Genomic DNA, 15,348 nt, shown 5'->3' with positions numbered 1-15,348 from the left:
TAGCGTCACTTGTACGTAACATTACTTATTTTCCAAGTTTTTTCATCATACGTAAATTCCATTTCAATATGATAATTTCCGTCTAAATCGGACTGATTTTCTTGTATGACTTTAACGGAATGATTATTTAATTGTACCATACGATAGTTATTAGCTTTTTGAAACCATGGAGGTAATTCTGTCGGCACGATATAAAGTTCTCCATTCTCTTCTCGATAATAATAATCGACATAGATAGAAGCTACCTCCGCTGTTGCAATGCCTGCGAATTTGAGGATAACGTCTTCTTTCGTTTGTGCATCAAGCACCCGGTAATAGTCATCGCTTTCCTGCACAAGCGTATTCATAAACTGGTCCGATAATTGAAACAGCTCTTCTTCACTTAATTTTTTAACGGCTTGTCCATTCGATTTTGATTGCTGTTCTTGTTCAAGAGCCAATGTATTATCGGCTTCTGAGTGAACTGTCGCATTTGCATCGTGTTGCTGTATAACAAGTAAAAATAATAACATACCACCTAATCCAATGAAAAGCATTTTCCCTTTTTTATTGTTCATTTTCACCTTTCACCCCTTTTACCCTTCGTTAATTCTACTATTCCCTTAATAGCAATCGCCTTAAACTCAAAAAATGTAATCGACTCCTGTATAAGAAGAAAAAAGGAACAAGATATTCACTATCTTATTCCATCAATGATTTACATATGCTTATCCCCTAATATTCCCATACTTTCTACATGCTCTTTCGTTGTTTTATCTCCAAGTGCATAAAGCATCCGGTAAACCTCCGTTATCTCCTCATCAAAAACATCGTTCGCTTTGTCGTTATGGTAAGCCATAATCGGTACATGGGCACGAAAATAAGTGCCCATGTTCGCTTCTCCCATCGAATCCATTTTTCCTCGAAGCGCTTTAATTTCTTCATCTGTCGCATATATAACAAACACATGATTATTATGATACTTCGTTTGTGAAATTTCATAGCTCCCAACATTTACAAAGTACTTCTTTTTCTCCATACAGCACCTCCTATTATTAAGGTGGCTTAATTTCAAGGATGCATGTATCCTATTTAAAAAGGATTATCTAAAAAAGTATTTTTCATACGAAAAAACCAGTGGTTCAATAAACCACTGGTTATTTTGTGTGATTATGAATTGTTGGATCTTCTAGCAATTCCTTTAGTTTCCAACGTAACAACTTATTCGATGCATTGCGAGGTAATTCGTCTACGAAAAATATTTCTTTCGGGACTTTATAGCGGGCAAGTCGTGTATTAGCAAATGCATATATATTTTCCTTTGTAACTTCTTTTTTCTCCCGCACAATAAATGCAACAGGAACTTCTCCCCATTGCTCGTTCTCTTGTCCAATAACGCCAACCTCCTGAATATCAGCTAGCTCAGAAAGTATATTTTCAATCTCAGATGGATAAATGTTTTCACCACCTGAAATAATTAAATCCTTCCGTCGATCAGCAATGTAAAGATAACCATCTTTATCTAAGTATCCTAAATCTCCTGTTGCTAACCAGCCGTTTTTGATCGTCTTCTCTGTTGCAGTAGGTTTTTTATAATAACCGCTCGTCACCATTGGCCCTTTTACAAAGATATCGCCAATTTGTCCAGGTTTCTCTGGTACTACCTTAAGCTGTGCCGGAAATAGCGATTTTCCTGCTGAGCCAATTTTCGCTAATGCGTCTTTTGGGGCAAGTGTCACAATTTGGGAAGAGGTTTCAGTCATACCATAAGATTGAAAAACTGGAATATGATGCGCTTTTGCTTTTTCCAATAATGCCGTTGGCGCAGGTCCGCCACCAAGGAGCATACAGCGAAAAGTATCGGGGAAACGATATTCTCCAATATTAGCTACTATTTGCTGCAGCATAACTGTAACTACAGAAACAATGCTAACCTTTTTATGTATAATCGCTTCTAGTACTTCTTGCACATCAAATTTATCTAGTAAATATACCGGAATACCGTAAATCACACTGCGAATTAAAATAGATAGTCCGCCAACATGAAACATTGGAAGAACGGTAAGCCACTTGTCGTGTTTATCGACTCCTAGGTTTAATGCGGAGCCAATTGCACTCCACCAATGGTTTCCATATGTATGTAGGACTCCCTTCGGAAAACCAGTTGTACCCGACGTATACATGATTGTATAAACATCATCTAAATCTAGCTCTTCTTGAAGATGAACAACCTTTTCCGACAAACGTCCGATGTCACTATATGAAATCACACGTTTCACTTGAAGCTCCAATGCTTTCTCATAATAGGAATCGGCTGCAATCACAATGGCCACATCTCCGTCGTCTACTTGATACTGTAATTCGCTCCTAGTTAATCGTGTATTCAACAGTACAGCAACTGCTCCTAAATAACTTATTGCATGTAACGCGATCATCATCGTTTGGTGATTAGAGGATAATATTCCAACATGCGTACCTTTGTCTACACCAATTGAAGCTAGCTGTTGCGCAAAACGTTGACTGTTGATCTTTAACTCAGAAAAAGTTAAGGAATCCCCATCCTTCGTCTCAATTGCAACTTCGTCTGGCGAAAGATCTGCTTGTTTTGTTAGCCAATGCGGAATTTTTTCACCCACCGAGATCACTCCCTTCCTTCACAATCTCCGGAATTAGAAATCTTATGGTTAAAATAAGACAAAGGCTGATCTTACCATTTCATGGCACACCTCCCGAAGTCGACAATTTATCGATCGAGGGTATTTCATAAAGGAGATCAGCCTTTGATATATCTATTCTTGGATTACGAAAAATCAACGCAGACTATTTTCATACCAGCTAAAGCAATCCTTAGCCCACTTATTAACTATGTCATTTTACATAGACTTAGTCCGTTCCACACAGAAAATGGATCACGGGAACCGTGGGAATTGACCAAAGTCAGGCTTTCTTTTTTCCTTAAATGAATCACGGCCTTCCTTCGCTTCATCGGTTGTATAATAAAGCAAGGTTGCATCGCCACCCATTTGCTGTAAGCCTGCTAAACCATCTGTAGCAGCATTAAAGGAAGCCTTTAAGAATCGTAAAGCTGTTGGTGATTTTTCTAGAATTTCAGAACACCATTGCAATGTTTCTTCCTCAAGCTTGTCCAATGGGACTACTTTATTAACCATCCCCATTTCATATGCTTCTTCTGCATTATATTGACGGCATAAAAACCAAATTTCACGTGCTCTTTTTTGACCGACCATTTCAGCCAATAAGCCTGCACCATACCCTGCATCAAAGCTACCTACCTTAGGTCCTGTTTGCCCGAAAATCGCATTATCTGCAGCAATCGTTAAATCACATACAACATGCAGCACATGACCACCACCAATAGCATAGCCTGAAACCATTGCAATTACTGGCTTTGGAATAGTACGAATGAGGCGTTGTAAATCAAGCACGTTTAATCGTGGGATATGATCTGAACCGACATAGCCACCATGACCGCGAACAGATTGGTCGCCACCAGAACAAAATGCCTTATCTCCTGCACCTGCTAATATAATAACACCAATAGATGAATCATCACGCGCATCAGCAAACGCATCAATCATTTCATTTACGGTTAACGGTGTAAATGCATTGCGCTTTTCTGGACGGTTAATTGTTACTTTTGCAACGCCATTATATTTTTCATAAATAATTTCTTCATATTCTCTAGCTTTCTCCCATTGTACAGTCATCATTTTCCTCCTCATTATTCCTATGTAATGTACTTTTCAAAATAAAGTCTGTTACTAGTTTACCAAAAATATCAGGTTGTTCAAGATGAATCGCATGACCAGCATCAGGAACAATGGTTAACTTACTATTTGGAAACAACTTATGCATTTCCTGATTAATACCAATGAACTTTTCATCAAGTTCACCTACAAGCAGGAGGACATCGTTTGTAAAGCCTTTTAATTCCTCCCACCAGCTTGGCTGACAGCCAGTCCCCATAAAGCGCAAGGAGTTTGCTAAACCACGTTCTTCTTGAGCAAAACGTTCCTGATGCAGCTTCTCTTGAATCGGTTCTGGCAGTCTTCTTTGACTATGAAATAAAGGGATCTGCTCCCAATATCGAAGAAATTTCTCTAAGCCTTCCTTGAGTATTCGTGCTGCAAGATGATCATCATGTGCTTTTCGCTTGCTTCTTTCTTCTTCTGTATGCAGACCAGGTGAAGCACTTTCTAAAGTAAGCGTTTGGATCATCTCCGAATATAGCATTGCAAAGGACAATGCAGCTCGGCCTCCCATTGAATAGCCTACAAGGTGAATCTTGGAAAGCTTTAGATGACAAAATAGTTCATTGAGATCATGACAGCATGCCTCCATTGTTTTAGGTGTATTCGAAATTGTTTTCCCATGGCCTGGGAGATCAATCGTTATCACCATATATTGGGCTGCATACGTCGCTTTAAAAGATTCCCATGTTCCATTACTTCCCGTAAAACCATGCAGTAAAACAATGGGAACCCCTTTCCCTTTTACATCATACCAATAAATTGTATCGTTCACGGCAAATTGCATCTTATCACCCTAAAACGGCAAGAATTTCTTCCTCAATTTTTGACCACATTTGACGATGCCACTTCATATTTTGTGCTCGTTCGGTTTTCACCTCGACAACAGAAAATCCTTCTGTCTTTTGTGCTCGGTAAAGCGCAGAAGACAATTCATCTTCTTTTTCGACCGTCTGATGTGTTCCACCATACAAATGAACAGCATGGGTAAAATCAATTCCTAAAGGTGTTCCAAATAATAAATCAAAGTGCTTTTTATCCTTTGCTTGTGGCAAAAAGGAAAATATCCCTCCACCATTATTATTAATCAAGACGATTGTTAAGTTCAAGTCATATTGCTTTGCAGCAAGTAGCCCGTTTAGATCATGATAAAATGACAAATCACCTAACAATAACGTTACCTGCGTGCCAGTTGCAGCAGCTCCTACTGCACTGGACACCATGCCATCAATCCCGTTCGCGCCTCGGTTTGCTAAAACAGTTAACTTTTTATCGGTTGCTCGTAAGAATGTATCCACATCGCGGATTGCCATACTGTTTCCAACATAAAGCGTATCATTTTCATCGAGTGCATCAATCGTAACGCGAACTGCATCGCCTTCTGTGAGTTTTTCCTCTGTAGAAACAGATATATGCTTATTGGCGATGGCGTTCATTTTTTTCCACGTTGGCAGCCAATCCGCTTCCATTTCGATTGACATTTGAAGCATCGCCTTGCAAACTGCAATTGGATCTGCATATATATAATGTGCTGGATTTCCTACAGGCTCACGATAGCCAGAATGCCGTTCAATAATATACTGAGGAGCCTGTACATGTTCCTTCATATAAAATAAAAATGCTTTTGAAATGGGCATTGCCCCAATCCGGATAATAAAATCTGCTTGGACCATTGCTCTGATTTTCTCATTACGTAGAAAAGCATCATAACCTTCAATAAAATTGTTCTTGTCGTGGCTTCCTGTCCGCATTTGCGATAAAGGATCAACAAGCACAGGGATATTCCATGTTAACGAAAGCTCTGCCAATACATCCGCCAGTGCCGGATCATCATATGGTCCACAAACAATGACGCCACGCTTCTTGTACTGAAGCTGTTCCTTTAATTCTCCAATCTGAACATTTGTAAGCATTTTAGGTCCAGTCGAGTGAGAAGAAAAACATGCTTCTCTTTCTGCTCCCCATAAGTTATCCAACGTAAAATCTGGTACAAGTGGCTCTCGAAATGGAAAATTCAAATGTACTGGCCCACTATTTTCATCGCTGGCAACATAAACCGCGCGTGAAGCCTTACTTCTAGCGTATCGCAACATTTCTGGTGTTCCCTCAGGTAAAGCCATTTCATGGAACCACTTCACATAATCACCATAAAGCTTAATTTGCTCGATGGCTTGTGGAGCACCAACGTCACGAAGCTCGTGTGGACGATCTGCAGTAAGCACAACTAAAGGAACCCTACTATAAAATGCTTCTACGATTGCCGGGAAGTAATTGGCTGCTGCAGTGCCTGATGTACAAACAATTACAACAGGACGTTTCGTTTGTTTTGCTAGGCCTAAGGCAAAAAAGGCAGCAGAACGCTCATCAATGATAACCCACTCTGTTATTTTTGGATGTTCTGCTAACGTCATTGCTAATGGCGTTGATCTGGATCCCGGTGAAATAACCGCATGCTGTACACCACTTTTCGATAGCTCATCTACAAAGCTTGCTGTATATCGTGTAAGTGTTTCTGTATGGTTCATAATTGGCCCCCTAGCACAGACAGCATTGGCAGGAATTTCACGTTTGTTTCCTCATACTCTGCTTGTGGGTCAGAATCTTTTACGACACCACATCCTGCAAATAAAGAAGCTTTATCTCTACGGATTAATCCAGAACGAATCGCAACAGCAAATTCACCATGCTGGTTACTATCTAACCACCCCACTGGCGCACCATACCAACCACGATCTAACAACTCGTTCTCGCGAATAAATTCCATTGATTCTTTATTCGGAGAACCGCCAAGTGCTGGTGTTGGATGTAAATGTTCTAACACATTAAAAATACTAAATTGTTCTTTCAACCGCGCTGTAACAGGTGTGTATAAGTGCTGTAAATTTTTTAACGGGTAGACAACAGGCGCAGTAGGAATATCAATATCCGTGCAGTAAGCCTCCATTGCACCTCGGATCATTTGCACGACGAAATCATGCTCTTCCCTATTTTTAGAATCATGTAAAAGTTCATATGCAATTTTCTCATCCTCCGTACTTGTTGAACCTCGAGGTGCAGTTCCTGCTAAACAGGTGGAAAGAAGTTTTTCTTTTTCCAACCTTACAAGCCTTTCAGGAGTAGCCCCTACAAAACAATCTTCGCCATGCTCAAAAGCAAAAACGTAACTATTATTTTGCGTGCGAAGCAGTCGTTCTAAAATAATATGAATGGAAACGTCGGCAGTAAAGGTCAATTTTAGTTCCCGTGCTAAAACGATTTTTTTGGCCTTTCCTGCTTTAATTGCCTTTGTCGCATCAAGGACTAAGTTTTTCCATTGTTCTGGCTCTATCTCTTCTTTAGAAGCGATAAGCGGTGCTTCCTTGTTAGCTTCGTTATTTGTAAATAATTTCCTCTCTTGTCGTTCGAGTTCTTTGGCAAGCTGTACCGGATGATCGTTTTTATGCACACATATATTAAAAGTTAAATAATCAGCCTGCTTATCCTTCGTTAACAGAATTGCTGGAATCCGGAATTGACTCGCCTGAAAGCTGTTCCATAAATCTGTTTTGGGTTTGTCTGGATCAAAAGCCATTCCGCCTAATGCAACTGCACCTGTTCCAGGTACGTTCATATATGGATTGTGAATTATCGCTTCATTCAATAGCTGCTGCCACATTTGCTCTGTTTGTTTAAAACGCGCGGATTCCGCGACAATTTCTGCTGCATTCCCTATTCCAACAAGATAAAAATCTTCTGCAGTACTCGCCCAGAAAGCACGATCTTTTTCCATTAACGTTGCAGCTTCAAAAAACTGGGTTGGATTTGTCCGTTCTATTTTTTTTGTGATGCTAACCAAACGTGCGTCTTCATCCGACTCCAACGATTGGATTGCCTCCTGAAGCAAAGCTTCCATATGATTTGCTTTTATTTCGATCATCTACATTTTCCTCCATAAAATGAAACTTCAATCAGCGGGGCTATTTCATCCGCCAACTTATCCTCCTTGTCGTCGCCACATGGGCTAGAAGTGAGGATCATATTGCATCGAAAACGCATGTCAATGCAATTTCTTAAACGAGCTAGTTTGTATGTTCCTTCAACTTTTAAAAAGTACCATATCTATTTTATTCCCTTTTGCTTTGTTTCTCAAGGAATGGGACATTTTTCATATAGTTCTCGTTCAAAAGGGAATTATTTTAGCATTCCCGAAATGATGTGTAATTGACACGTTGTCCGAATTTCCATAAACTTAGTATGATATTTAGAATGTTATAAGGATAAAATCAGGGGGATACATCAATGAATTCGAGTAATGATACAGATATAAAAAAAGCATTAAATGAAAAGGAAGGATTTCAAGTATGGTGGCGATTGTTAAGACCTCATACATTAACAGCATCCTTTATTCCTGTTTTCGTAGGAACTATGGTAGCCTTATTAGATGGGCCTATCCATTTAGGTGCTTTTTTAGCAATGCTTGTAGCATCTATGCTCATCCAATCGGCTACAAATATGTTTAATGAGTATTATGATTATGTTCGTGGCCTTGACAATGAACAATCAGTAGGAATCGGTGGAACAATTGTCCGCGATGGAATTGCACCAAAAACTGTTCGTAACTTAGGGCTTGGTTTTTTTGCAATAGCGATTTTATTAGGTGTTTATATTTGCATGCAATCAAGCTGGTGGATTGCCGTTATTGGGTTAGCCGGAATGCTCATAGGCTATTTATACACCGGAGGACCACTCCCAATTGCATACACACCATTTGGCGAACTATTTTCTGGTTTTTTAATGGGTACAGTCATCATTGGAATTAGCTATTTTATTCAAACAGGAACAATAACACAAGATATTATTTCGATATCGATTCCAACTGCAATTTTTATTGGATCTCTCCTTCTTGCAAACAATATTCGAGATTTAGATAACGATAAAGAAAACGGTCGTAAAACACTTGCTATTTTACTCGGCAGAAAAAATGCTGTTCGTTTTCTAGGGGTTCTTTTTCTCATCGCATACGGACTTACAATTATGTATATTGTGACGGATATTCTTCCAATTTGGTCACTTATTACATTACTAACGATAAAAAAAGCAAGTGACGTGTTAAAGGGATTTCGTGGAAAAACAGCACCATTAGAAATGATGCCAGCCATGGTTGCTACTGGAAAAACGAATACATTATATGGCTTACTTTTAGGTATATCGATCTTAATTAGTCACTTTATTAGCTAACTAAGTCTTGTTTCTATGAATAAAGGGGGATAGGGAATGGACATTCATAATACAATGCTTGAAGCATTAGGAATTGAAGTTGTTTCCATGGATAAAAATCTTGTGGTCATGTCGATGCCAGTCGACCACAGAACCCATCAACCACTAGGCTATTTGCATGGAGGCGCAAGTGCCGCTCTGGCAGAAACCGCTGCTAGCTTAGGTGCGATATTGCATGTGGACCTACAGACAACGAATGTTTTTGGGATTGAAATCAATGCGAACCATATCAAAAGTAAAAGGGACGGGATTGTAACCGCCAAAGCAATTCCTTTACATGTAGGGAAAACAACGATGGTGTGGGATGTTAAAATTACAGATGAATATAATCAGCTTATTTGTATTTCCCGTTGTACGATTGGCATAGTTCCCAAAAAACGCCAATAATTATCTTAAAATAAAAACCTCGGCATTTATCGTCCGTCTACATTGACAGGATGCACCGAGGTTTTTTTATTATATTTTACTAAAGATGGCTTGCTTTTCCTCAATCCATCTGCGCATTTTAATAAACAGTGGAACAAATAGCATACCAACAATAATTCCTTTAATTAAATTAAATGGTAGAATTCCATATAAAACAGCAAGTCGTTTTACACTTTCAATCTTCATTTCTTCCATCCCCATAAACCACGCATATACAGGAAGGACAACCAAATAGTTCAACACACTCATTCCGACTGCCATAACAATGGTTCCTGTAATCAACCCAGATACAATGCTTTTAACACCTTTGTATTTATGATATACAAGTGACACAGGCAGAATAAACATGATCCCCGCTAAGAAGTTCGCGGCCACTCCTACAGGCTCTCCACCACCAATTGTCAAATATAACACGTTTTTTATTGCTTCAACCGCTATCCCTGCTAACGGCGAAAAAATAAGTGCTGCCAATAATGCCGGTACCTCACTAAAATCAATCTTTAAATAAGGTGGCAAAAACGGCAATGGGAAATTGAGAAAAAACAATAGAAGCGATATCGCTCCCAGCAATGCCAAAATAATAAGTCTTACCAATTTAGATGATTGCATCGTAGTTTGCATCATCGTTCTCCTCCTTCATCTCTTTATCGATTCACATCTGGTGATGAAGGATGAGCCTATCTTCCTGCTTGTCATTTGATGCATACAAAAAACCCTAAAGCCTAATCGGGGCCTTAGGGTAATCATTCCACAGGAAAAACATGGCGCAAAAAACACACCATTTTTCAGCTCGACATCTTCTCCCATCCAGACTATAACTGTCGGTTCTGGACTTACACCAGATCAACCGCGTGGAGCATACTCCTGCGGGTCACGGACTTGAAACATCAAGTGCTTCTTACCGTCGGTCGGGAATTGCACCCTGCCCCGAAGATGGAATCGATATTTTATTGTCACCTTCATTATACATATATATCTATTCCTTGAAAACCTTTTTGCTTAAAAATTATTTCTCACTTTTTCATACTTAAAATGGTGCAGCATCCCATTGGAATGCTGCACCATCGTCACTAATATACGATTTAGTCTAGATTAATAAATAGTTTTCCGTCTGCAACCTTACGGGTTTCATTTTTATAGCTATCCCGTACCTTTACTTCAATTCGTGCTCCGTCTGCATATGCATCTGCAGTAACCGTATAGTAGCCGACGTAATGCCCAGGAGACGTTTCCATCATCGGAAGCTCTGTCGCATTTGAAAGCTTTGCCCCTAGGTTTGTAAGTGGCATATGGATTACATATGTCGCTCTTAGTCCAGGCTCACTGTCAAATTCGATCTTTACACTCTCCCCCGTATTTAGATGAACGTCCTCCACTGGTGTTAGGTTTTCGATGACTGGTGCATTGAATTTAACATCCATTGTCACCTTTTTTACCTTCTTATTACCAGCAAGATCCTGTGCCACTACTTTAATTTCATTTTGACCGTTATCAAGCAAGATACGCTTCGAATACTTTCCATCAGTTACGGTCGCCTTTTGTCCATTTACTTTTACCCAATCGAGATTTGCATCAGAAACAGTTCCTTCAACCGTTACCGTTTCACGATTTGATTTTTCTCCATCTTTTGGATTATCAATGGTTAGGTCAGGCTTCTGCGTATCCAACGTTACAGACACTGGCTGTGATTCACCAGTAGGAGTTCCATCTAATAATGAAACAGCTTTTAATTCATTATTCCCTTCCGAAAGTTCAGTAGGAATACTGAATGTTCCATCATTGCTCACTTCCACTGTTCCTGCTTCAGCACCATTGTTCAACAATTGAATTGTTGTGCCATGTGATGCCGTACCTTCGACAGTAAGTGCCGGTTCATTTGTTACCAAGTCTGCTGCTGGAGACGTGATAACTGGTGTTTCGACTTCATAGCTAACACGCGCTCGAACCATATAATTTCCTTCATCAGCAGGGGAAGCAGACCATGCACCACCAACTCTTTGATAGCTTCTGCCAGCATTCGGTCCATTCTCATCTGTTGCTAATCCAGGAACATTCGGATTTGCTTTCGTCTGAACATATACCATATAGAAATCTCCATCTACGATGATATTATGTTCAGTCAGATCAACTACTGTCCATTCACCATTTCGCAATGCTTCCGCATCGATTGGACCAGCTAATTTGTTTCCAGGTGTTCCATCTGCTCCAGTAGCATCCCAGACCTCAACTGCAAACTCTGTTCCACCTGGAACTGGCCATTCTGTATCCCAGAAACGAAATACACCGTCTGTTACGACAGCAGTATCTTTTCCTTCAGGAAGCGACATTTTCACTCCCCATGCATTCCCTGCATCATAATAGGCACGAGCATTTTCCGCTGTTCCATCATCATACCCTATTTCTCCACCTGGAACGGTATAGAAAGGCTCTAAGGAAAGATCCAAATCAACATTTTGATCTAAAACAACTTCTACCTCTTGGCCATGATATCCTCGAGCCAACACTTTTAGCGTATACGTACCCTCATATGCAGTAATCGAATAGTTTCCATCAGCGTCTGTTTCTACAGGGGCTACGTTTGCATCCTCTTTTAATAATATAGTTGCACCTTCAATTGGTTCACCTGTAGCTGCGTCTGTAATTTTTCCGCTAGCTGTTGCCTGCGGCTTTTCTTCTAACGTGAAGTTAGCTGTAGCCGTACCGTCACGTTCAACATTCACAGTCTGCTGATCGGAAAAGAAACCATATGCTTCTGCCTGTACCGTATAGCTACCGGCTGAATGAATCAGTGAATAGGATCCATCTGCTGGATTTGTTTTGACAGAGCGACCGCTTTCAAGCACATTCACCGTTGCCCCAATTGGAAGCAATGATGGACTAATTGGATCCTTTGCTAAAGCAGGAGCTTCTTTTTCATGCTTTGGCTGAATCTTATCAGCATTAACAGCTGGCTTATCTACTGCCTTATCAATCGTCTTTACATTACTTGCATTCGAAAATCCGAGCATTTTATTACCTGGTAATGTAGCCTTTTGATTGATAGAAGTATCTGAAAGACCAACATCATCAATATACCAGCCATCTCTTGTTACACTAGTATCTGAAGTAGCGTTAAAGCCAATATATACCCGTTGACCAGCATAAGCGGATAAATCTACTTCTTCATTTAGCCAGCTCGTAGTTTCTCCTTGAACACGCAGTAATTGCGTCCATTCTACTTGATCCGTAGAAATAAATACGTGTCCAAAATCGTATGCACTTCCAGACGAATACATTTCTAGATTGTGCCAATGCTTGAATTGTAGATATGCATTGCCAGCCGGCAAATCAATTGGTGGCATAACAAGCGTTGCATTCATATTGCTGTCATAGTTACCAGCAAGATTTGTAGCAAATACTTTTTCTCCTGATGCTGCATTACCAGGTCCAGAGGTTGGAATCCCCCATTCCCAGCTATTGTTTTCACCAAATGATGACCAACCAATCGGTTCTGCTTCAAAGTCCGTAAAATAGCCTGTAGAAATTCCTGCTAGAACAGAAACGACATACGTTTCACTTGTCACTTCGTTATTACCGAAATCATTAATGACCCATTTATAGGATAATGAACCTTCAGCAATTTCATTTCCAGGAATCGTTGCACTATAATCACCAGACTTATAATCGCCACTCTTTCTTGTTGCTGCAATCGTCTTCCAGCTTCCGTCCTGTGCTTGATACGATAGCTCAACTGAAGCAACACTAATATTGTCAGAAACTTGAACTGTTAAAGGAAGATCCATGCCAGAAAATGATTCTGCAGGAGCAGTGTGTGAATATGTTGGAGCTTCGTTATCTACTCCTTCTTTTGTAACTGTTCCTTCAATTGTTCCAAGTCCGTCCATGATGGAGGATACAGCATTATAAGCATCTAAAATCCCGTAGCCATACCCATTGTTTGGTGACTCTGTATATTCCTCATCTGTCCTTGGTGTAGCAGTATTCATCAAAATTTGTTCCATCTCATCAACCGAAATTGATGCATTCACTTGTCTTAATAAAGCTGCTGCAGCTGTTACTGCTGGACCGGACATCGATGTGCCATTCCAGCCACCTTCATAGCCACCGCCAGGAACAGAAGAACGGATATTCACACCTGGTGCTGAAATGTCTGGCTTGACCTCATCGTATGGAGATGGACCACGTAAAGAAAATCCAGCAATCATATCATTAATATCGGTAGCACCCGTTGCAAATGATTCCGGATAATTCGCTGGTACGGCAACCGAGCCAGGACCACCTGGATTAAATATTGTCGTGTTCCCTGCTGAAAACTCTGGGAAAATCTCAGCTGCACGCCATGCACGTACTGCATCACGATACCATTCATCAAGACCTGGACCTCCACCCCATGAATTGTTCACAACATCTGGAGCTAAATCTACACGTCCACCTGGTGCTAGAATCCACTCTGCTCCATCTAGTAAAATCGCATCAGAGGTGCTTCCAGCGCTATCAAACACTTTTACTGCTATCCATTTCGCACCTGGAGCAACGCCAATTTGGTTTGAACCATCCGGTTCACTTCCTACCATTGTTCCAGTAACATGTGTACCATGCCCGTGGTCATCAAGTGGCACTTCAGAGCTTGGATTTGTCGCATTGTAAAAGCTAAATGGATGCTCTACATTTCCTGTTGCAGCATCATAGCCACGATACTTTTCTTTTAAAGCTGGATGGTCCCATTGAACACCACTATCGAGACTTGCTACAACGGTTCCACTTCCATCAATACCCATTTCCCAAGCCTGTGGAGCACCAACTCTTTCAACATTCCACTCTACATTAGCAAGCTCGGATGCTGGTGCTTTTTCGTCTTTTACAATTGTTTCATGTAACTGACGCTTTTCGTTCGGTAATATTTTTTCTACCTCTGCAAAGGAAGCGATTTTCTCAGCTATTTCTTTAGATGCTGTAACCGCCATTCCATTTACAATATGATAGGAATGATAATCCTTCACTGTTCCTTTCTTCTTCGCTTCTTCTAAAAAAGCTTTTACATTTTGCTGTGATTCAAGCGAAGTAGCTTTTAACTCAGATACAACAGCTGAGCGTTGGATATGCTTTGTTTTTTCTGCGGATAAATTTGCTTTAGCAGAACTATTTCGCGCTGCCTTTGCAACCTTTTCAACATCCGCCTTTTCCTTAAATTTTACTAGAAAAGTAGCTTCATTTTTTTCTTTAAAAACATCCATCAACCGTTTACTTACTTTTTCTTCCGCCTTATTTTTAGAAAACAAAGACTGATGGATTTTTCCATTTGTTGCAGCACCTTTATCGACGGATTGTGCACTGACTGTCGGTGTTAATAATGAAAATGTCATTAAAACCGATGCTGCAATACTAAAGGCTCTTCTCTGACGTTTCTTCTTTAATCGCACGCAAATTCCTCCCCTCATTTTTTAAAACCATGAAAAAATGCCCCCTATCCTCCTTTCCCTCATCTTGTTTATGCAAGGTCTAGGTGTAGATGCGGCATTTTGTTGGCTCTTGCTGTTAATGCAACTATAATCGATAAAAATTAAAAAAGGTGTCGAAACATGTCAATAAAAATCAGAATATTCTTAATTGATTTAAAAGTACCATTTTAATCGTTTGTTTACTTAGGAATATAGTCTAGTAATCCCTGTTTTTGCATTCACATGAATATGGTTTCAACCCTTCTATGAAAAGATTCTAGTATAACTATGGTTATGAAACTAGCAGGAAACTTTCTTGTAAAAGAAAGAAAAATGAATCCATTTTCCCACTCAACCATGAAATAACACGTATTTAGCCATCTGAACAATTCATCATGGGATGGTTCTACAAGGATAATTAGGTATGATAATCTAGTTTTCATGAAAACCGCTTGTAACAACACGGTACTTTTCTCCTA

The 15,348-nt window shown here is 40.0% G+C and carries 11 protein-coding genes and 1 riboswitch; of the genes, 2 read left to right on the top strand and 9 right to left on the bottom strand.

What is annotated here, in order from left to right; translation table 11 throughout:
* Positions 1-5 precede the first annotated feature (5 nt).
* The 7 genes from QBK89_RS12925 to QBK89_RS12895 all read right to left on the bottom strand — a co-directional run bounded on the left by QBK89_RS12925 (position 6) and on the right by QBK89_RS12895 (position 7,665).
* Entirely contained in the window at positions 6-557 is a 552-nt protein-coding gene (locus QBK89_RS12925; protein WP_284141478.1) for a hypothetical protein, read from the bottom strand.
* A gap of 140 nt (positions 558-697) precedes the next feature.
* Entirely contained in the window at positions 698-1,018 is a 321-nt protein-coding gene (locus QBK89_RS12920; protein ID WP_284141477.1) for a hydrolase, read from the bottom strand.
* 118 nt (positions 1,019-1,136) lie between these two features.
* Positions 1,137-2,615: an o-succinylbenzoate--CoA ligase gene (locus QBK89_RS12915; RefSeq protein ID WP_284141476.1), complete on the bottom strand. Its 1,479-nt coding sequence runs from the start codon at positions 2,613-2,615 to the stop codon at positions 1,137-1,139.
* A gap of 273 nt (positions 2,616-2,888) precedes the next feature.
* Positions 2,889-3,707 (bottom strand): 1,4-dihydroxy-2-naphthoyl-CoA synthase, encoded by an 819-nt coding sequence (gene menB, locus QBK89_RS12910; RefSeq protein WP_284141475.1) that lies wholly within the window; start codon positions 3,705-3,707, stop codon positions 2,889-2,891.
* Positions 3,682-4,536, bottom strand: coding sequence for a 2-succinyl-6-hydroxy-2,4-cyclohexadiene-1-carboxylate synthase (gene menH / locus QBK89_RS12905; protein WP_284141474.1), 855 nt, complete (start codon positions 4,534-4,536; stop codon positions 3,682-3,684). The genes menB and menH overlap by 26 nt, the downstream gene beginning before the upstream one ends.
* 4 nt (positions 4,537-4,540) lie before the next feature.
* Positions 4,541-6,274 carry a 2-succinyl-5-enolpyruvyl-6-hydroxy-3-cyclohexene-1-carboxylic-acid synthase gene (gene menD / locus QBK89_RS12900; RefSeq protein WP_284141473.1) on the bottom strand — a complete coding sequence of 578 codons (1,734 nt, stop codon included), beginning with the start codon at positions 6,272-6,274 and terminating at the stop codon, positions 4,541-4,543.
* Positions 6,271-7,665 carry an isochorismate synthase gene (locus tag QBK89_RS12895; protein ID WP_284141472.1) on the bottom strand — a complete coding sequence of 465 codons (1,395 nt, stop codon included), beginning with the start codon at positions 7,663-7,665 and terminating at the stop codon, positions 6,271-6,273. Before QBK89_RS12895 ends, menD begins: the two co-directional genes overlap by 4 nt.
* Positions 7,666-8,027: 362 nt before the next feature.
* On the opposite strand from QBK89_RS12895, the gene QBK89_RS12890 reads away from it, so the two are divergent.
* Together QBK89_RS12890 and QBK89_RS12885 are read left to right on the top strand one after the other, a co-directional pair.
* Positions 8,028-8,966, top strand: coding sequence for a 1,4-dihydroxy-2-naphthoate polyprenyltransferase (locus tag QBK89_RS12890; protein WP_284141471.1), 939 nt, complete (start codon positions 8,028-8,030; stop codon positions 8,964-8,966).
* Positions 8,967-9,002: 36 nt separating this feature from the next.
* On the top strand, positions 9,003-9,392 hold the full coding sequence (locus QBK89_RS12885; RefSeq protein WP_284141470.1) for a hotdog fold thioesterase: 390 nt from the start codon (positions 9,003-9,005) through the stop codon (positions 9,390-9,392).
* A gap of 69 nt (positions 9,393-9,461) precedes the next feature.
* On the opposite strand, the gene QBK89_RS12880 is transcribed toward QBK89_RS12885, so the two are convergent.
* Together QBK89_RS12880 and QBK89_RS12875 are read right to left on the bottom strand one after the other, a co-directional pair.
* Positions 9,462-10,055: an ECF transporter S component gene (locus tag QBK89_RS12880; protein WP_443089795.1), complete on the bottom strand. Its 594-nt coding sequence runs from the start codon at positions 10,053-10,055 to the stop codon at positions 9,462-9,464.
* Between the two features lie 167 nt (positions 10,056-10,222).
* A riboswitch (FMN riboswitch) is annotated at positions 10,223-10,370 on the bottom strand.
* Positions 10,371-10,513: 143 nt separating this feature from the next.
* Positions 10,514-14,869, bottom strand: a complete 4,356-nt coding sequence (locus QBK89_RS12875) for a S8 family serine peptidase (RefSeq protein WP_481937834.1) — start codon at positions 14,867-14,869, stop codon at positions 10,514-10,516.
* Positions 14,870-15,348 lie beyond the last annotated feature (479 nt).

The organism is Virgibacillus sp. LDC-1, assembly GCF_030137545.1.
GTDB lineage: Bacteria > Bacillota > Bacilli > Bacillales > Amphibacillaceae > LDC-1.
Note: the sequence above shows the minus strand (reverse complement) of the source record. Positions and strands in the feature narration are given on the sequence as shown.

Excerpts from the sequence above, each read along its gene's own strand:
- QBK89_RS12925 (WP_284141478.1), bottom strand. The coding sequence starts at position 557 with ATGAACAATAAAAAAGGGAAAATGCTTTTCATTGGATTAGGTGGTATG.
- QBK89_RS12920 (WP_284141477.1), bottom strand. The coding sequence starts at position 1,018 with ATGGAGAAAAAGAAGTACTTTGTAAATGTTGGGAGCTATGAAATTTCA.
- menB (WP_284141475.1), bottom strand. The coding sequence starts at position 3,707 with ATGACTGTACAATGGGAGAAAGCTAGAGAATATGAAGAAATTATTTAT.
- menH (WP_284141474.1), bottom strand. The coding sequence starts at position 4,536 with ATGCAATTTGCCGTGAACGATACAATTTATTGGTATGATGTAAAAGGG.
- menD (WP_284141473.1), bottom strand. The coding sequence starts at position 6,274 with ATGAACCATACAGAAACACTTACACGATATACAGCAAGCTTTGTAGAT.
- QBK89_RS12895 (WP_284141472.1), bottom strand. The coding sequence starts at position 7,665 with ATGATCGAAATAAAAGCAAATCATATGGAAGCTTTGCTTCAGGAGGCA.
- QBK89_RS12890 (WP_284141471.1), top strand. The coding sequence starts at position 8,028 with ATGAATTCGAGTAATGATACAGATATAAAAAAAGCATTAAATGAAAAG.
- QBK89_RS12885 (WP_284141470.1), top strand. The coding sequence starts at position 9,003 with ATGGACATTCATAATACAATGCTTGAAGCATTAGGAATTGAAGTTGTT.
- QBK89_RS12880 (WP_443089795.1), bottom strand. The coding sequence starts at position 10,055 with ATGATGCAAACTACGATGCAATCATCTAAATTGGTAAGACTTATTATT.
- QBK89_RS12875 (WP_481937834.1), bottom strand. The coding sequence starts at position 14,869 with ATGAGGGGAGGAATTTGCGTGCGATTAAAGAAGAAACGTCAGAGAAGA.